This is a genomic window from Paenibacillus sp. FSL K6-1558 (assembly GCF_038002565.1).
Classification (GTDB): Bacteria; Bacillota; Bacilli; order Paenibacillales; family Paenibacillaceae; genus Paenibacillus; species Paenibacillus polysaccharolyticus.
Map to the genome: position 1 here is coordinate 4,803,992 of NZ_JBBOCV010000001.1, position 18,841 is coordinate 4,822,832.

The 18,841-nt window shown below is 45.0% G+C and carries 13 protein-coding genes and 1 riboswitch; of the genes, 12 read left to right on the forward strand and 1 reads right to left on the reverse strand.

Features of this window, described 5'->3' with window-relative positions; translation table 11 throughout:
* Nucleotides 1–128: 128 nt before the first annotated feature.
* A riboswitch (TPP riboswitch) is annotated at nucleotides 129–231 on the reverse strand.
* A 229-nt stretch (nucleotides 232–460) separates the two neighbouring features.
* The 7 genes from MHI38_RS20835 (at nucleotide 461) to MHI38_RS20865 (ending at nucleotide 10,260) form a co-directional block, all read left to right on the forward strand.
* Nucleotides 461–1,342, forward strand: a complete 882-nt coding sequence (locus MHI38_RS20835; protein WP_090917367.1) for a radical SAM/SPASM domain-containing protein — start codon at nucleotides 461–463, stop codon at nucleotides 1,340–1,342.
* A gap of 249 nt (nucleotides 1,343–1,591) precedes the next feature.
* Nucleotides 1,592–4,429 (forward strand): S-layer homology domain-containing protein, encoded by a 2,838-nt coding sequence (locus MHI38_RS20840; protein WP_308722273.1) that lies wholly within the window; start codon nucleotides 1,592–1,594, stop codon nucleotides 4,427–4,429.
* A gap of 333 nt (nucleotides 4,430–4,762) precedes the next feature.
* Nucleotides 4,763–5,431: a pectate lyase gene (locus tag MHI38_RS20845; protein WP_154960199.1), complete on the forward strand. Its 669-nt coding sequence runs from the start codon at nucleotides 4,763–4,765 to the stop codon at nucleotides 5,429–5,431.
* A 319-nt stretch (nucleotides 5,432–5,750) separates the two neighbouring features.
* On the forward strand, nucleotides 5,751–7,232 hold the full coding sequence (locus MHI38_RS20850; RefSeq protein ID WP_308722274.1) for a sensor histidine kinase: 1,482 nt from the start codon (nucleotides 5,751–5,753) through the stop codon (nucleotides 7,230–7,232).
* Nucleotides 7,225–7,917, forward strand: coding sequence for a response regulator transcription factor (locus MHI38_RS20855; RefSeq protein WP_090917376.1), 693 nt, complete (start codon nucleotides 7,225–7,227; stop codon nucleotides 7,915–7,917). The genes MHI38_RS20850 and MHI38_RS20855 overlap by 8 nt, the downstream gene beginning before the upstream one ends.
* Before the next feature lie 120 nt (nucleotides 7,918–8,037).
* On the forward strand, nucleotides 8,038–9,549 hold the full coding sequence (locus MHI38_RS20860) for an S-layer homology domain-containing protein (RefSeq protein ID WP_341181618.1): 1,512 nt from the start codon (nucleotides 8,038–8,040) through the stop codon (nucleotides 9,547–9,549).
* A 9-nt stretch (nucleotides 9,550–9,558) separates the two neighbouring features.
* Entirely contained in the window at nucleotides 9,559–10,260 is a 702-nt protein-coding gene (locus tag MHI38_RS20865) for an ankyrin repeat domain-containing protein (protein WP_341181619.1), read from the forward strand.
* 169 nt (nucleotides 10,261–10,429) lie between these two features.
* Here the strand turns inward: MHI38_RS20865 and MHI38_RS20870 are convergent, their stop codons facing one another.
* On the reverse strand, nucleotides 10,430–11,392 hold the full coding sequence (locus tag MHI38_RS20870) for a copper amine oxidase N-terminal domain-containing protein (RefSeq protein WP_341181620.1): 963 nt from the start codon (nucleotides 11,390–11,392) through the stop codon (nucleotides 10,430–10,432).
* A 331-nt stretch (nucleotides 11,393–11,723) separates the two neighbouring features.
* Between MHI38_RS20870 and MHI38_RS20875 the strand changes: the two genes are divergently transcribed.
* The 5 genes from MHI38_RS20875 to MHI38_RS20895 all read left to right on the forward strand — a co-directional run bounded on the left by MHI38_RS20875 (nucleotide 11,724) and on the right by MHI38_RS20895 (nucleotide 18,783).
* Nucleotides 11,724–14,057, forward strand: coding sequence for an outer membrane protein assembly factor BamB family protein (locus MHI38_RS20875; protein ID WP_186809772.1), 2,334 nt, complete (start codon nucleotides 11,724–11,726; stop codon nucleotides 14,055–14,057).
* Nucleotides 14,058–14,211: 154 nt separating this feature from the next.
* Complete coding sequence (locus MHI38_RS20880; protein ID WP_154891128.1) at nucleotides 14,212–15,039, forward strand: ATP-binding cassette domain-containing protein; 828 nt, start codon at nucleotides 14,212–14,214, stop codon at nucleotides 15,037–15,039.
* Nucleotides 15,036–15,707, forward strand: coding sequence for a methionine ABC transporter permease (locus MHI38_RS20885; protein ID WP_090917387.1), 672 nt, complete (start codon nucleotides 15,036–15,038; stop codon nucleotides 15,705–15,707). The genes MHI38_RS20880 and MHI38_RS20885 overlap by 4 nt, the downstream gene beginning before the upstream one ends.
* A gap of 51 nt (nucleotides 15,708–15,758) precedes the next feature.
* Nucleotides 15,759–16,595 carry a MetQ/NlpA family ABC transporter substrate-binding protein gene (locus tag MHI38_RS20890; RefSeq protein WP_154891129.1) on the forward strand — a complete coding sequence of 279 codons (837 nt, stop codon included), beginning with the start codon at nucleotides 15,759–15,761 and terminating at the stop codon, nucleotides 16,593–16,595.
* Between the two features lie 199 nt (nucleotides 16,596–16,794).
* Nucleotides 16,795–18,783 (forward strand): methyl-accepting chemotaxis protein, encoded by a 1,989-nt coding sequence (locus MHI38_RS20895; protein ID WP_341181621.1) that lies wholly within the window; start codon nucleotides 16,795–16,797, stop codon nucleotides 18,781–18,783.
* Nucleotides 18,784–18,841 lie beyond the last annotated feature (58 nt).

Genomic DNA, 18,841 nt, shown 5'->3' on the forward strand with positions numbered 1-18,841 from the left:
GGATATGGTTATGAGCGAGACGACTTGCTGAAATACAAAAAAGCCCCGTCCATTTCCGGAGAAATGAACGGAGCTATACGTTTGAACTGAAGTTGATCCCCATCTAGGATAGAGATCCCCTACTGCCAATAAAAGCCGCTCCACTTCCCTCCGCTGGTATAATCCAGATCAGGTTCAAAGGGTCCGAATCGTCGTATTCGTCTCAGCCGCAAGGCTCCCCCAGTGCAAATGTACAAGATATGCAGTTATGTACTCAGCATATATCCATCTTGACTTAATGTAAATAGGGCGAGGATTTAAGCCTTGAAATGGGGATGAAAAATACACTGGACTTTGTTACTGATCCGCTATTCTGATTTACCTTAGCTCGTGAACCCGATATAATGGGGATTGGCTCATATGGCCGTACTACGAATGAGGGCAGGACCGTTGTTCCTCCCGGCAGAATGGGGACCCTGAGTTGAAAACGTTCAAGAAAGTATATATTGAAATTACGAGCATCTGTAATCTGGCATGCAGCTTTTGTCCACAAACGAAGCGAGCCAAAGGATTCATCGACCCTGAAGTCTTTAATAATATATTGGATCAGATCAAACCACACACAAAACATATTTACCTGCACGTCAAAGGGGAACCGCTGCTTCATCCCAAAATTGACCTGTTGCTGGATATGGCTCATGCCAAGGGATTTAAAGTGAACATTACGACCAACGGTACGCTACTGCCAAAGACACAGCATAAATTATTGGGCAAACCTGCACTGAGACAGATGAATTTCTCGCTGCACAGTTTTGACGGTCATGAGGGTTCTACGGATCGTGACGGATACTTGCATAACATCTTGTCTTTTGTTCGTGAAGCGGTGAAACATAACGTCATTGTCTCGTTCCGACTATGGAATCTGACTCAGGATAACTTCACCAATGCTCAGATGAATCGCAATCGGGAGACGCTTGAGGTGCTGGAAAAGGAATTCAATCTGGACTTCCGTATTGAAGAAAAGGTGGTTGCGGGTAGTGGCGTGAAAATTGCACCCAACGTATACCTGAATCAGGACCATGAATTCCAATGGCCAAGCCTCGATGCACCTGAAGATGACGGCAAAGGTTTTTGTCATGCATTACGCAGTCAGGCAGCTGTGCTGGTTGATGGAACCGTGGTTCCATGCTGTTTGGATGGAGAAGGTGTCATCAACCTTGGAAACATCCATGAAAAGTCTTTTTCCGATATTGTGGACGGAGAGCGTGCGAACAATCTGGTATACGGTTTTTCCAAACGGGAAGCTGTAGAAGAACTTTGCCGCAAGTGCGGATACCGGCAGCGCTTTGGAGCAGGAGCCTAAAATCATACGACAGATAACTCAAGTGTGTTATTCGGTAATATTCCGAGTAGCACATTTTTTTATTTATTATTAGGAAAGAATAGGCACCATTTGATTCATGATTTCAACTATTATGTAAAATGATAGTCTATTAATCTTGTTTTTATAAATATACATGGTATTATTATCCTACTGATTATAAAAGGGGGAGTAGTTCAAAAGTTACACTTTTGTGTTAATAACGGACGTTTAAGAGGAGTGTGTCGAGTTTTGAATTTAAAATGGAAAAAGTTTAATCGAAAGTTGTCAGCAGTACTCTCTACATCATTGATTGCCTCTATGTTTTCTATGCAATTGCTAGCCTCGGCGGAAGTGACCTCATCATCTGTAACGTCGTTTAAGGATGTTGAACAATCGTATGCCAAAACAGAAATTACGAAGTTAATTGAAAAAGGCATTTTATCTGGATTTGCGGATGGAACATTTAAACCCTCAGATTCAGTAACACGTGCTCAATTGGCAAAGATTATGGTGGGTGCGCTTCAATTAAAGCCTGACTCTACTGTAGCTAGTTCCTTTAAAGATGTGGAGCAATCCAAATGGTATGCTGGCTATGTATCTGCACTCGTTCAATCTGGTATTGCCCAAGGAACCTCTAAGGATACGTTTTCTCCAGATAAAAAAGTTACGAGAGAGGAACTGGCTGTATTCTTCGTAAGAGCATTCGGCTGGGAAACAAAGAACGCACCAGCTCAAACAACGAAGCCACAGCTCGCTGATTTGGATAAAGTATCAGACTGGGCGAAGGATTCTGTGTCACTCGCATATCAATCCGGATTTATTAAAGGTATTGTTCAGAAAGACGGAACAACAACGTTTAATCCAACGGGTGTAGCGGATCGACAAGCATTGGCAAGACTTGCTTATGAGTTTGTGATGAATAAGTCTACATATGATAATACTATGATTCCTGCGAAGACAGACGAAGATACAAACAACTCTAACCCCACAAAACCAGAAACAACGAAGCCTTCTGAAAACAGCAATAAAGGTAACAGTAGCAACAATAGCTCTACCGGGGATAATGGAAACAATAACAACACTGGTGGAAATAATGGAGGAGGTCAACAAACTTCCAGCAAAAACCTTACTTCGCCAGGCACATACACTTTGGGTAACGTAACCGGTAATGTCACGATTGGTTCTCAAGGTGTAATTCTGAAAGACACTAAGATCAATGGTAACCTTCAAGTTCTTGAATCTGTAGCTAATGGTGATGTTACACTTGATCATGTTACTGTTACAGGAACAACTAGCATTAAAGGTGGAGGACCCAACAGTATCCATGCACTGAACTCTGTTCTTGCAACTGTAATTGTGGATAAAGCAGATGGAAGTGTTCGTTTGGTTCTGGAAGGTGCGAGTGATGTACAACAGATTGAGATCAAGTCTGGAGCCATCGTAAAGAATGATTCCACAGGTGATGTTGGTCCGATTGAATTGACAGACTCTATTCCACATAATGCTGCGGTAGTGTTGAACGGAACGTTTGACTCTATTATGGTTCATGCAGAGCAGATTTCAGTAGAGTTTGGAGACAACTCCAGCATCGGAAATCTCGAGGTGTTCCAACAAGCGCTGAATACGGTTTTCAAAATCAATCAAGGTGCAACCGTAAATCGTGCGATACTGGATGCTATTGTGCAATTCTCTGGAGCGGGTGCGTTAACTTCTGCACAAGTCAATGTAGAGGGAAGTGACTTTAGCGGGTTGCAACAGCATCCAAGAATTGAAGCAGATCCTACAGTGACTAGTTTGGTATACTTACCTGAAATTGGTGATCTTTCAGCTGTAAATGCAACGAAACAAATTGTACTTACAGGTGTAGCTGGCTCAGCGAACAAAGATGTTACCTCTCTTGCAAACTGGGAAGTGGAAGATAACAGCATTGTCACTGTAAACTCTGGTAAAATTCAAGCTGTAGCTAACGGTACAACCGTTGTGAAGGCTAAATACGGAGAATATCACATTCAAGTTCCAGTGACTGTTGCAGTATATAATGAATTGACACACCCAAGACTTGAAGGGATTCAGGTTACAAATGGAAGTGCTAAACTGACATTTACCAATGGACTGGATGCATCTGGACTGACTGCTGAAGACTTTGTGGTACATGCATACTATAACGGTCAAGAGCGGGAATTGAATAATTTACAGTATCACAATGGGGAATTTACATTTAGCCCTATCGATAGTTACGGTTCCACATTATACATTACAGTTGATTCCAATACGGAAAAGACTCATTTTGCAGGAAGCCAAAGTGCTTCTGTAAAACTTACAGGATTCGGTGGACATATTAAAGATGTCGCTGGAGCACCAGTAGCCAATTTGCAGATTTCTTTTAGAAAAGGTCTTGATAACAAAACGGGTGATATTGTTGGTACAGTAACGACAGACACTTATGGTGATTATTACATTAATCTGCAACCAGGCATCTATACAGGTGAGCTTGGAGGCGGAGATACAAAGTACATTAGAACATATCTTATTGGTGTATCGGCTGTTAATGTAAAAAACCAAAATGAAAATCAAACAGCGATTGAAATTCCGGCAGCTAATGAAACACGTTTTGTATTAACCTGGGGTAAAGATCCAGCAGATCTGGATTCACATCTTATCGGCCCAGCAGGTGATGGAGGAGTGTTCCATACCTACTACGTGGATAAACGTTATTATTATGATGACGAACTGATGGTAGATCTGGATCTGGATGATACTACATCTTATGGACCAGAGACGACGACGATTCGCCAATTGCTTCCGGGAACATATACCTTCTACGTACATCATTATTCAGGCACAAGTACAATCAAGATGTCTGGTGCTAAAATTGATGTATTCCACGGAGCTGTCCCAACGCCAAGTGCAACCTACACGGTTGAAGAAGGAAGCGGAAATGAATTGTACTGGATCGTTCTGAAAATGATTGTTGCTGAAAACGGTACAGTGACTTATGAAACTGTGAATCAATTTACTAATGTTAACCCGCTTTATACGTTAACACCAGATTCTTCTTCTCAAGGAACAGATGGAGCAGAGGAATAGGATAATCTTTGGTTAGACGTAGTATATTTAGAGAACTCCCTGTTATTTTAAAAACAGGGGGTTCTTTTTAGGTTAACGATGATATCCAGACAATAAAGACGGCATATTTGAAGTTGATATCGGTACATATCAATGTAAAAACAGAATGTATATATGCGAACAATGCAGAAGGAATGCTAAAAAATGTAAATGTGATCTTAAGATTATTCCTGTAATCTCCCTTTTTTTGTAGGATTAGGACAGGTTCCGAGCAGTGATCTACTTCTGCGGTTCTGTCAGACAAGCTAGCGTGCTTGGAGACAAATTCACTTATATTAAGGGAGGATGTTCTTGATGAAAAAAATGTTAACGCTGTTGTTGTCCGCCGGTCTGGTCGCTTCCATATTTGGTGTTATGCCCGCAGCGGCTGCGCCAACGGTTGTAAACTCAACGATTGTTGTACCTAAAGGCACGACGTATGATGGACAGGGGAAAACCTTTGTGGCTAATCCATCCACCTTGGGTGACGGTTCTCAAGCAGAGAATCAGAAGCCGGTCTTCCGGCTGGAAGCAGGCGCTACACTGAAAAATGTCATCATCGGTGCGCCAGCGGCAGACGGTGTACATTGTTATGGTAACTGTAATATTTCGAATGTAGTATGGCAGGATGTGGGCGAGGACGCGTTGACATTGAAATCGTCAGGAACGGTGAACATTACAGGCGGTGCGGCATACAAGGCTTATGATAAAGTGTTCCAGATCAATGCGGCAGGCACAATTAACATTAAAAACTTCCGTGCCGATGATATCGGCAAGCTGGTGCGGCAAAATGGAGGCACAACATTCACTGTCAACATGACTCTTGATAATTCCAACATCTCGAATGTAAAAGATGCCATTATGCGTACAGATAGTAGTAGCTCCCAAGGCAAAATTACCAATACACGTTATTCCAAAGTGCCAACGCTTTTCAAAGGCTTCGCTTCAGGTAAAACGAGCCAGTCCGGTAATACGCAGTATTAAACTGTGCGGAGCTTAGTTATCCAAACTAGGTAGACTGGATCAGTGTACCAAATTTATCTGTCGAACAGTGCGGTAGGAATCACTAGTCTAACCATTGAATAATCTATCCATTAATCGTTTGAATAAGCATGTTGCTTATATAACTAAGCCATATGCACCATACAGGGTGGAGCAGAGCAAATGCTGCTTCACCCTGTTTTTTATGCTCATAGCCATACGACAACATTTAGCCAACTTGATTTGCATATGGGCAATATGAAGCTTCTTGTGATAACATGTGCACTAACTGTACCAATCGCATGGTTAAGAGGGGATATTTATGTCAATTCGCATCAAAATGTTGCTTTCGTTTACAGGCATGCTTGTTATCAGTCTCCTTTTTATATTGCTTACAGCAAGTCTCTATACGATTGCGGCAACAGGGGATTTGCAAAGTTTCCGAGATATATACAAAGTCCATTATCAGATCAATCCACTGACGGAACAGGGAGAGACGATCTTTCAAGAGATGAAGTTTACAGCGAAAAGTGATCCGGACGAGCTGCAGGACAAGGTATTGCTTCGGGAATACGATATGAAACTTCGAGCCGAGAAATCCGGGCTCTACGTGAGGCGTGAGGACAGTCCGATCTTTGAATCGCGGACATTCCACCAACCCGGATTGGGACAGGCACTGCCCGCCTATGATCTGAACAACAACCAGATTCGAAGTACGTTTAACATCGGTGAGCGCTTCTACGCGTATGCCAAGTTTGATTTTCAGTATTCAGATGGAGAACGAGGCAGTATCTTTGTTATTCGGGAGAGAAGTCCGTTTGCAGAACTGACACGCAAGCTGTTGCCTGTGATGTCTCTCCTGTTGATTGGTGTCCTGATCATCGCTAACCTGCTTCTGTTCCGCTGGATTACACGTAGTTTCATTCAACCGTTGCATCAGTTACGAAGTTCGGCCGAACAGATCAAAAACGGTAATTTGTCTTTCAAGCTTGAACCTTCCTCCAATGACGAAGTGGGACAGCTTAGTGAGGCATTTGAAAGTATGCGGAATCAGTTGCAACGATCCAATGAGTTGCGACAGCAAGATGAGATGAACCGCAGAGAGTTGGTCTCCAACATTTCGCATGATCTTCGCACGCCGATTACTAATATTAAAGGGTATATCGAGGGCATTCGGGATGGGGTAGCGAACACACCGGAGAAGATGGACACTTACGTCAACATTATTCATTCCAAAGCGGTTAGCATGGATAAACTGGTGGATGAATTGTTCTTGTACTCCAAACTAGACTTGAATCAGGAACCGTTTGTGTTCAGCCCAGTGGATCTGGTTGATTTTATGGAGGATAGCATTGAAGAACTGCGATATGATCTGGAGGACAAAGGAGTAGGACTCGAGTGGCATAACCGAACTTCGGGCTCCGTTCTGTCTGCTGTGGATCTGGATAAACTGAAACGCACGGTTGTCAACATTGTTGATAATGCACTGAAATATATGAATGATGATGATAAACGACTCCGTATTACTCTTGAAACGAATCAAGAGTGGAATACCATTACATTCCAGGATAATGGGAAAGGCATATCCGAGGAAGATCTGCCGCATATATTTGAGCGTTTCTACCGAGCCGAGCATTCACGCAACTCGTCTACGGGCGGAAGCGGTCTTGGACTGGCCATTGCCCACCAGATTGTAGCTGGACATGGTGGTTTAATCTGGGCAGAAAGCAAGCTGGGTGAAGGCACGAGCATCCATATCCAATTGAAAAGGCTCATAGATGAAAGGGGGAAAAAGCATGACTGATATTCTGATCATTGAGGATGAAACGACCATTGCCGAACTGGAACGGGACTATTTCGAACTCCATGGATTTACGGTAGAGCTGTGTCATAACGGGGATGAAGGATTGCGCCGTGCTCTGGACGAGAATTACCGACTTGTCATCGTAGATTTGATGCTTCCCGGGATGGATGGTTTCGAATTATGCAGGCTCATTCGTGAGGAGAAGGAAGTGCCCATCCTTGTCGTTTCCGCGAAAAAAGAGGAGATCGATAAAATCCGCACGTTTAATCTCGGTGTCGACGATTTTATTACGAAGCCGTTCAGCCCAAGCGAATTGGTCGCAAGAGCCAAGGCTCACCTGACCCGGTACGAGAGATTGCTCGGCAAGAGCAAACCTGCTGAACAGGATGAGATCCACATTCGCGGACTTCACATCGACAAGGGATCACGCCGTGTATTTTTGAACGGAGAAGAGGTGGGCATCACCACCAAAGAATTTGATCTGCTTGTATTTTTGGCGAGTCATCCGAACCGCGTATTCAGCAAATCCGATCTGTTCGAACGGATCTGGGGCATGGAATCGAATGGCGATATTGCAACGGTAACAGTGCATGTTCGCAAGCTGCGCGGGAAACTGGAGAGTGATCCGAAACATCCCGAATACATCGAAACGGTCTGGGGTGCGGGGTATCGTTTCACCATATAAGTTTAGAGAAAGATTCGTTGCAGTTTATATTTTGTTAATATATTTGTCCGTTGGAGTTTCTTTTTATCCCCTACGCTATAGATAGATGCAACAACTACCTACAGAGGGGAAGAACATTTCATGAATCTTACAGCTCGTAAACTAGTAGCACTATTAACGATAACCGTATTGGGAACAGCGACACTTCCATTCACAACACCTCAAGCTCAGGCAGCTGGATTCACAACTTCTATGTCCGCTACAGCGACACAGCTTACGAATCAACAGGTGCAGGCGTCCATCAAGGAACTGAACCGTCTGGGTATCATGAACGGATATAGCGATCAAACGATGGGTGAACTTCGGGCGATCACACGCGCAGAGTTAGCTTCATTGATATATAGAACATTTGATTTGCAGAGCAAGACAGGAGACAGTGCAGTAACGTTAACGGATATCCAGGCGAACGCTTGGTATGCGCCTTATGCTATTAAGGCGGTGGAGACAGGGATCATGCAGTCCGTCGATGGAGAGTTCCATCCTCAAAGTCTGGTAACGGATGCGGAGCTGGAAGAGGTCGTATCTAAAGCATTAAAACGGGATGTGAAGTCCGTACACCATTGGATGAGTGCTTTCTATGAAGAAACGGGCTCTGTAACACGGGGCGAAACGGCAGTGTTGCTGCAAAAGGCTTATCAAGCTATCCCATCGGATCAAGCTCGCATTGAGAGTATTAAACCGTTGAATAACATGACTCTTGTGATCACCTTCGACAAACCGCTTACGGCAGAAGATGAAGTGTTTGCCAAATCCCGGACAGACTTTGCATTCAGCGGGGGGCTAACCTTAACCAATATGCCACGTTTGAAAACAGGCTCTGTTGCTACATACATCGTGCCGACATCCGTTCAACAAGCTGGAGAAGCATACAGCCTTACATATAAAGGACAAGATGCTGGTTCATTCAAAGGCAGTGACGTTAAAGTAAATATGACTCAAGTGCGTCAGGTCACGAATGATACGTTTGAGATTGAAGCTTTGAAGGAAAAAGGTGTGGTGGATTACGGTTATATTATTTCGGCATACAGCGCTGGTCGCGGGGCTAATGCTTTCATTCTTAACGATCAGGAGCAGGCAGACGGCAAAACATATCAAATTATTTCGTCCATGCAGGCAAGACAAGTTACCATTACGCCGGACAATGGCGAGCCGATCATTGCCAAATATGTTCCGTTTACGCAATCCACTGATGGCAGACAAGAACCCAAATTCCGATTGCCAGAAGGCCAGATTCTGAAACCAGGGGTACCTTACACTGTAACTTCGGAATGGGCCAGTATCGAACATGCTTCCTTTACTGCGAAATCATTTGATTCATTAGTCGTTGAGAGCGCTAAAGTCGCGAGTGATAGTGCCATTGAAGTGACACTTGCCCAAGATCCGGGAGATGAACTATTCTCTGGACGGAGTATTAGCCTTACAGCAACAGATGGGCATGTCCTGACAGCGACGTATAAATATTCAAGCCGGAAAGGTGCAACAGGTGTATTTGAACTTGCGAATGGAGAAAAGCTGATCTCCGGCACAATCTATACGCTGAACCCGGTTGGCGATTGGAGTGTTGCATCATCGGTAACGTTGGTACAGCAGTAAGGAGGACCTATGAACAAATCCCTGATGCTGATTATTCTGATCAGCAGTGTGCTGTTCGTTCAAGGCTGTATGCTTAACGAAAAAAGTAACCTAAAGGAGGGAAGTCACGTGGCTTCACTAAATCAGCAGTTATTCAGTGCAGTTGAAGCAAAAGATACCAAGAGTATCGAAAAGCTCCTTCAGCAGGGGGCAGAAGTTCAGGCTCAAGATCAGAGCGGGAGAACGGCCCTGATGATTGCGACATATAATCAGGATATAACATCTGTGCAAAAGCTGATTGAAGCAGGTGCGGATGTTAACCAGCAGGATGACATGTTGAATAGTCCGTTTTTATATGCGGGCGCTGAAGGGTATTTGGATATTTTGAAGCTTACTATTCAGGCAGGGGCAGACCCTGCTATCACAAACCGGTACGGAGGAACGGCGCTCATCCCCGCTTCGGAGCATGGATACGTTGACGTGGTGCGAGAGCTACTGACCAATACCACGGTAGATGTGAACCATGTGAATAAATTGGGATGGACAGCACTGCTGGAGGCGATCATTCTAAACGATGGCAATGAACGGCAACAGGAGACCATTGAATTGCTTATCCAACATGGGGCTGATGTTAATCTGGCTGATGGCGATGGTGTGTCTCCCCTCCGTCATGCCAGAGCAAAAGGTTTTAAGGAGATCGAAGCTATTTTGTTGCAAGCAGGTGCAAAATAGTGAACACGCTAGTGCTATGGGGCAAGCTGGCATCTGCCAGGGAGTAACTGAAGAAACAGGAAAAAACGGGATGGAGTAGCATTGGCTGCCTCATCCCGTTTTTCTTGTAGTGAATTATATTTTTTAGTGGGAATAGAACATCCCTTTATTAGCCTTCTTTATATGCAAACTATTTTTCCTCAGGCACTTCAACCATAATCTTGCCTTTGGCTGGAGCAGCAGAGCCGCTTGCTATAGAGCCTGCCTTGTTTGATATCTCGTAGGTAGTTTCCTCCAGCATGCGGGAGTACTTGAAGGATACGAGTGTTTTACCAGCGACAGAAGGGCGGGTTCCTGCTTCGGCCACAGATTTGGTTTTAATAAAGAACAAATCACCAATCGTTCCGGCTTGTTTACCCAGATTAGCCTGCCATTTCAGCATGGCATTGCCGTTTGTAATTGTATAATAGCTGACCAGATCATTATCTTCAATCATGAAGAAGCTGTTTTTTTGTCCTTGTTCAAAAATATAAGCTGTTGATGAATCTACTGGCCCGAGCGGATTTTTCACCTGTAGGCGTGGTTGGCCGAAATTTGAAAGCCGCGGCAGTTGCAATGCTGCTTCACGGGCTGCCGTCAAATCGGAACCGTTGTAATCCTTCACTATGGAAGTATTCGTGGTGTAAATATAAGCTTCCTTGGCAGCCTGATTCCAGCGTACTTGTGCTCCAAACGTTTCACCAATGGCACGAAGTGGCAGCATCGCTTTTCCTTTTACCAGAATTGGAGCCGAGGACAGGGTGGCATTCTGTCCATTCTTTTTCATCGTTTTACTATTGGGTGTCAGCACGTATTGGTCACTGCCTGTTTTGATACTGATTTGTTTGCTCTTATTATCGTAACCGAAGGTATAATCTCCGAGAAATTGCAGTTCAGTCAGGGCAATGTACGTGACGCCTTGGCGGATGACCACATCGTATTCTGCAGGCATATTGTTAATGTAAGCCGTAGGTTTTATTATAGTGGCTGCCTCAGCCACCGTAGGCGTGAACAGTGCAGGAGCTGTTCCTGCGGTCAGAATGGAGGCGGCCAGCAGCATCTTCCATTTTTTCTGCTTCCATCGTGCGTTGTGTGATTGTGTTTTGTTTGTCATGATCATTCTCCTTTCAAGTCACTAGACGGAACAGTTATCCCAAAAGTTGCATATTAATGGAACATCCATAAGATATTAACCTAATTCCTGTATATTAAACTGTGAATTGAGGGCATAAAATAAAGCTGTGTTCGAGGGAAGAAAGGATATGATTTTTCCAAGATTCATTCGGAAAACAGGTAACTTTTTGATATGGGGAGCGTCTTATATGGAAATAACTTCTATTGGGAGATGAATGTGTGTGAAAAAGGAGCCTAATCAGAACATATGGGGTTATACTCGCTGCTTTACCTTAACGGGAATAACTGTGCTACTGCTAACAGGATGTATGATGCCAGATCCCCAAACGGATGTGTCGGGCAGACAGGCTCAGGTTTCAGCAACACAGACAACTGACACGAAAGCTCCAATTCAAGTCTACGATACAATTTTTAACGATTTACAGTTGCCTGGTTCATCAACCTTGCTTTCAGCGCAGCAAATTTCCGCCAAGATCCCCTACAAAAAGGGTGAACGAGTAACGCTCAGAGAGGGCTTGCCTCTTTTCAGTGGGCGGAAGGATAACCGTGTTGCAGTAGATCAGATGAAGATTACATATCTCACTATACCGAAGGAAAAGTATATTTTGACTGGGGTTCAGGGGGAGTGGATGCAAGTCAAGAACCAGCAGCAAGATAACTACTGGCTTCCTGCCTGGTATGCGCTTAAGCAGAGTAACAACATAACGCAAACTGATCCTCATACATTCACTGTTCAAACGGATAGCAAATTGTACCTCACTCCTGACAGTACGATAACTTGGCCTTCCGATCAGGCGCTATTGAAGAAGGCGCTCATCGTGGCTGAGTGGAAGGAGTGGGTCGGCGTGTCCATTGCTCCCCGTATTTGGAGCAAGGAATGGACAGGTTATCACCATGTAATGCTCTGGATCAAGAAAAAGGATATCACAGGTCAAACTCCTGTCTCCGATGGATGGTTTGTAAGTGAGCCATCGTTATCTATCTCTATGCTCCGCCATCTGGTAGATACCAAGCTGGATCAAACGACGACCACCAAGCAGGTTGCCAAGTGGTTAGGGGAGCCGGATTGGAAGGAGCAGTCCAGAAATCTGAATGAACCAGGTGATCCGATGCGAGTTAGACAGACCTGGAGATATGAGCGGCAGGATGCACATTTATTGTTAACCTTTAATAACAACGGCAAGCTGACCGAGATTCATTGGAGTATGCTAGCGAGTCAGGATAATGAGGCAGATCTCCGAAGTGATGAGCGTATGGGCAGGTTTACTTATTTCACTCAAGTTGCTATGGGGAAGTCGCTCCCGCAAACGCTACCGTGGAAACCGGAATGGGTGAATCAGGGAGATCTGAACTATACCTTTTTACAAGCGGGTACAGATGATGTGCTCCTCATGAAGGGAGATGATGGCGGATTTAGCGGCATGCATTATGATGATTCCTTCTACGCGCTGGATCGACATACAGGGAAATTGCTCTGGAGAGTGCATAACGGATATGGTCCTGCTCAAGCGGTTTTAAATACCAAGCGGGATGCCGTTACACTATATACAAGTTATGACACCGATCGCAAGCAATATCTGGATCGTTTGCGCCATATCAACCTGAAAGACGGAAAGGTTCTATGGGAATATAAACCTGAGGTACAAGATAAGCGGAATACCAGTATAAACAATAAGAATACACCTGACGATATGGTATGGTTGAACGGCATCAAAGCTGCCCGAAACGTAGTTATTGTAGATATCCCTGCGGCTGAAGGCTCCAGTAATGGATGGATTCATGTGCTTAATAGTTCAACCGGTAAACGGTTATGGACTAAGAAATTAACGACAGGATATCAATTGCTTAATCGGAATGCCGACGAACCTTATGTTCTATATCAGGAGAAAAATCAGCTTGTTGCCGCAGATCCTCTAACGGGACGAACGGTTTGGCAGGTGGAGGCGGGACCATCCGCGATAGATCATATCGAGAATGATTCCTATTTTGACGGCATCCATCGTTATGATCCGTTTGGCTCAGCACCCCTTGGGCGTTGGATGTTGCTGGATGATCAGTGGGTGCTGCTTGATTTGAATTCTGGTAAGAAACAATCTCTAATTCCCGCACGTATAGGTCAGCAGATAGAAGTACTGAATGATGATATGGTGCTGATTCGTCAGAATAAAAAAGGAAATATGTACGGTGATTACGGAGATTATACAACCTCCTTATTTGACCCAGATACAGGCAAGATTCGCTGGACGGTTGATGCGAAAATTGAACGTGGACTTCTAGAGGCGGATCAACTGTATGTCATTAGAAATGGATATCCTGCCGCCGTGGATTACCATACCGGGGAGACACGGTGGGATGCACAAGAATCTGTTGGAACAAACCAATATTCGACCAATCAGGGCAGTTACCTCATCATTGGAGATCGTTTGTTGCTTCCGCGAAATGAAAACTTGCTTGTGATGGATAAAAAGGATGGAACTCTGCTAGGGCGCGTGCATGATGTAGTCATGGGGACTCCGGAGCATCGGGATCGGGATGCAAAGAATGGCATGATCAACCGAATCGACGATAAAGTGTATGTCGGATCAGCTAACGGACGTTTCCGTGTCTTTCCAGTTGATCAGCTGGAAGGAGATATCTCTTTTTAAAAGCTTGTCTGGGTCGCCATGTTGTTTTATTATAAATGAACAGGATTGCTCGCGCTCCGGTTATCGGCTGTGCGGGCTTTCTTCATGTGTTCTTGAAAGATTCTTGAGAGATACTTGAGGGAACCATACATGATCATTCACGGGAGGAATCTCCATGATTTCATTATATGGTGTGAGCAAACGGTTCAACGAGCGCGGTTCCCGTGCGGATCAGGGATTTGAGGCCTTGCGATCCGTCTCGCTTGAAATAGGTAAAGGTGAGATTCATGGCATTATTGGTTCCAGCGGGGCAGGAAAGTCGACCTTGCTACGGATGCTCAACGGTTTGGAACAGCCTGATGCTGGAGAGGTTACCGTCAATGGTCAGCAACTAACCGGAATGAACGAGCGAGACTTGCGTCAGGCACGTCGGTCCATCGGTATGATCTTCCAGCATTTCAATCTGGTCAGCAATCGCACGGTGCTGAGCAATGTGAGCATGCCCTTGGAACTGGCCGGCAAATCACGTTCACAGCGGCGAGAGCGAGGGTTGGAAGTACTTCGATTCGTAGGACTGGAGGACAAAGCGAACCAGTATCCGGCTCAGCTGAGCGGCGGACAGAAGCAGCGCGTTGCTATTGCCAGAGCGCTTGCCAGCCATCCAGCTGTATTGCTCTGCGATGAACCAACGTCTTCACTTGATCCGCAGACAACAGGGGGAATATTGGATGTGCTTCGTCATGTGAACGAAACGATGGGGGTGACGATTGTCGTTGTTACCCATGAGATGGAGGTAGCTCGTCGATTATGTCACCGTATTACGGTGATGAAAGAGGGTCAGATTGTGCGTACCTTATCGGAATCAGAAGTTCGCAGTATCCCGGTTCCACAGCCGGATATCCTTACTTCACTGCTTGCAGACGACACTTTGGGTGGAACAGGAACGGAAAAGGTAACGGGTACCACTCTCCAGCGTCTGGCGGAACAGGAGGACGGGCGATGATGTTACCTGAGTCGGTGCTTAAATATCAGCATGAAATCTGGCAGGCCATTGGAGAAACATTTGTGATGGTGGGAATATCCATCGCGGCAGCAGTGCTGGTCGGTTTGCCTCTCGGTACGCTATTGTATCTGTTTCGTAAAGGGCAACGATACCAGAATCGAGCCTTGTTCACGGTTCTGGGCAGTCTTGTGAATATTATTCGTTCCTTTCCATTCCTGCTGCTGGTCGTCTTCATGATCCCGTTCACTCGGTTGGTTGTAGGCACATCCATCGGTACGTTAGCTGCAACGGTACCTTTATCGGTCATTGCTATTGCTTATTATGCCCGCCTTGTCGAACAGGCGCTACTCGATGTGCCTAAAGGTGTCATCGAAGCGGCCTCTTCTATGGGAGCCTCAACCGTGCAACTTGTCCTTAAATTCCTGTACGTGGAGGCAAGGTCTGGTCTTGTGCTGGGACTTACAACAGCAACGATCAGTTTTGTTTCCTATTCTACGGTAATGGGGATTGTGGGCGGTGGAGGCGTTGGTGATTTTGCTATTCGTTACGGTTACCAACGCTTCGAAACGGAAATTATGATATTTACAATTGTTATCATGATTGTGCTGGTACAGATGATTCAATTCACGGGTAGCCGACTGTCTCGCTGGTTGGATCGCAGATCCTGAGGAACCCGCTAAAAATGACTACAGAATGTACAGAGAAGGGGTAAATATTCAATGAAAGTAAAATTGATGCTCATGCTACTCACGGTTATGCTCGTTGTATCCGCCTGCGGTAAAAAAGAAGAAACGCCTGCTACTGAGGGGGCGAAGCCAGAATCACAAGCCGGACAGGAAGTTACACTAAAAGTAGCGACATTGATTCCGCCAATGACGGATGTACTGGATATCGTTAAACCGCTTCTTAAAGAAGATGGCGTAAACTTGGAGGTTGTGGTGCTGTCAGATAACGTACAGCCGAATACGGCTCTAGCAAACAAGGAAGTGGATGCGAACTTCTTCCAACACGTGCCGTACATGAAACAGTACAATGAGGCGAATAGTGCAACTCTGGTTCCTGTTCAGCCCATCTACAACGCGATCTATGGTGGATACTCCAAAACCTACAAATCCATCGATGAACTGCCAGAAGGAGCAACGATTGCGATTGCCAATGATCCTTCAAACATCGGGCGCTCCCTCGTCATGCTGGAACAAAACGGCCTGATTAAACTCAAAGAGGGTGTAGGTTTTAATGCGACACAAGCGGACATCACAGAGAATAAAAAGAACTTCAAGTTCAAAGAAGTAGATTTGCTGATGCTTGCCCGTATGATGGATGATGCAGATCTGGTAGCTATGACTCCTGCCTATGCGAGCCCGCTCGGTCTGACGCCCAAAAAGGATGCTTTGCTGACCGAGAAGGACGATTCCCATTTTGCGATCACGTTGGTAGCCCGTGAGGATAACAAAGACTCCGAAGCCATCCAGAAGCTGGCTAAACGTATGGCTGGCCCTGAAGTGAAAGCCTTTTTCGAAAAAAATTACGCAGATATTGCCATTCCAGCATTCTAAGGTATAGGTGAGTATAGAGATTCGAACATTGAGATCCGAGCAAATATGCTTGGGTCTTTTTGTTTGTGATATTACTTCTGTTAACAACTATTTAGAAACTTAATAGAACCGGAGTTAAATTCGTTTAATTTAGTTAATAACTTTTTTGTATGTTAGTGAAAATATCAATTTAATATGGAAGAGGTAGAGTGAATTGTCGTTGGAAAACAAAAAAACAGGTTGGTTAGGAAAGATTGTAACCGATTTTAAGGTCAAACTGATCATGTCCTTCATTATCTTTTTGGCGGCCCCTTCCATCACTATAGGTGTATTGTCTTATAACAATGCCAAAGAGGAAGTAACGAAGCAAATTCTACATAGTGCAGAGGAAAACGTGAATTTAGCTAATAGTACGATTGATTTAATAGTCAATGTGAAACGCAAGCAGGTTGAATATTATGCGAAAGTTTTTACTGCAGACACCATGAAAAATTCAGAAGCAAACATGCTGGAGGAAATAAAGGGATTCATCGGGCAGAACCCGGATGTGGTTTTGGTCAGTATAGGAAATGAAAATGGAAAATATTTAAGTTCTTCGGATACAGCTACCCCGCAAGATTATGATCCGCGAACCAGACCTTGGTATACAGAAGCGATGAGTCAACCTGGTCAGGTTATCGTCACAGACCCGTACACCTCCACATCAACGAATTCAGTTACGGTTTCAATTGCAAAGGCATTGGACGATCGCTCTGGTGTAGTCAGTCTTGATCTGGATCTGAACGACATTAGCAATAGTATAAGCAAGATCAAGGTAGGGGAGCAGGGATATATGGTCTTGCTGGATCGTAGCAAAAAGTATATCTATCACCCGAACAGCCCAGCTGGATCAGACGCGAAAGAGTCATTTTGGGCAGAGGTATTTGATAACGAATCAGGCACATTTGATTATGTCTATAATGATGAGCCCAAGGTTATGTATTATTTAACGAATGGTTCAACCAATTGGAAAATCGCAGGTACGATGTTTACCTCCGAGGTGCATGAGGCGACAGCTCCGATTCTGCATCGTATGATCATTGTGCTGTTATCTTGCCTTGGCGTTGGGGCTGTAATCATCTGGCTTGTCATGCGCTCTATTATTAAACCGATCAGAGAATTGAAAAATCAAGCGATACAAGTGAGTGAAGGAGATCTGACACAGACTATTGTAAGTAAAAGTTCGGATGAGCTTGGTGAACTTAGCGACGCTTTTGGCAAAATGCAGACGAATCTGCGCTTGCTGATCCAGAATGTAGAGCATAGCGCAAGTCAGGTAGTTACCTCATCAGAAGAGATGACGCAGAGCGCAGAAGCGACCAGTGCTGCGAGTGAACAGGTGGCCAGAGCTATTCAGGAAATTACGCTGGGAGCCGAGAAACAAATGCATGGTATTGAGCATAATCACGAGGCCATGCGCGAAATTACGTCTGGTGTAACCAATATTGCGGAGAGATCGGTTCATGTGTCCGAATTAGCCAAACAGACCACGTTACAAGCAGAAGAAGGCGGCAACACGGTTAAGCAGACGGTAGATCAGATGAGATCAATTCAAGAGACCGTCTTACAGATGAGTCGTATCATTCAGACATTGGATCAACGTTCTGAGCAAATCTCCGCCATCACAGAGCTGATGGGAAATATGGCAAAACAAACGAATCTACTAGCTCTGAATGCGTCGATTGAGGCTGCACGTGCAGGTGCACACGGGAGTGGGTTCGCCGTAGTAGCTGGAGAAGTTCGCAAGCTCGCAGAACAATCCCAGCAGTCTGCTCAAGATATTACTACCCTGACCTCTGCGGTCCAGAAGGATACATTGGAATCCGTTGATATGATGAAGAAAGTGGCATTAGAGGTCGAGCAGGGCATGGAGGTTTCCACTGAAGCTATTCAGAAGTTCCAACGTATTCTGGAGAGTATGCGCGAGACTACACCTCAGATTGAAGAGATCGCAGCCACTTCACAGCAGATTACGGCTGGAGTACAGGAGGTTGGGGCTGTGTCTAGCGAACTGGCAGGCATTGCTTCAGCGAATGCCTCAACTTCGGAAGAGGTCGCAGCCTCATCGGAAGAACAGCTGGCTTCGATGGAGGAGATATCAGCTTCTGCAAGAAGTTTGTCAAGTATGGCAGAACATCTGCAAAGTCTGATACAGCAGTTCAAGTACTAGGGAGCCGAGAGGCTCCTTTTTTACATTTAGTCTGGCAATTTCGTGGGAGTTTCTGGAA

What these genes read in the sequence shown, in the direction of transcription:
- MHI38_RS20845 (WP_154960199.1), top strand. Translation starts at nt 4,763, where the DNA reads ATGAAAAAAATGTTAACGCTGTTGTTGTCCGCCGGTCTGGTCGCTTCC.
- MHI38_RS20850 (WP_308722274.1), top strand. Translation starts at nt 5,751, where the DNA reads ATGTCAATTCGCATCAAAATGTTGCTTTCGTTTACAGGCATGCTTGTT.
- MHI38_RS20855 (WP_090917376.1), top strand. Translation starts at nt 7,225, where the DNA reads ATGACTGATATTCTGATCATTGAGGATGAAACGACCATTGCCGAACTG.
- MHI38_RS20860 (WP_341181618.1), top strand. Translation starts at nt 8,038, where the DNA reads ATGAATCTTACAGCTCGTAAACTAGTAGCACTATTAACGATAACCGTA.
- MHI38_RS20865 (WP_341181619.1), top strand. Translation starts at nt 9,559, where the DNA reads ATGAACAAATCCCTGATGCTGATTATTCTGATCAGCAGTGTGCTGTTC.
- MHI38_RS20870 (WP_341181620.1), bottom strand. Translation starts at nt 11,392, where the DNA reads ATGACAAACAAAACACAATCACACAACGCACGATGGAAGCAGAAAAAA.
- MHI38_RS20875 (WP_186809772.1), top strand. Translation starts at nt 11,724, where the DNA reads ATGCCAGATCCCCAAACGGATGTGTCGGGCAGACAGGCTCAGGTTTCA.
- MHI38_RS20880 (WP_154891128.1), top strand. Translation starts at nt 14,212, where the DNA reads ATGATTTCATTATATGGTGTGAGCAAACGGTTCAACGAGCGCGGTTCC.
- MHI38_RS20885 (WP_090917387.1), top strand. Translation starts at nt 15,036, where the DNA reads ATGATGTTACCTGAGTCGGTGCTTAAATATCAGCATGAAATCTGGCAG.
- MHI38_RS20890 (WP_154891129.1), top strand. Translation starts at nt 15,759, where the DNA reads ATGAAAGTAAAATTGATGCTCATGCTACTCACGGTTATGCTCGTTGTA.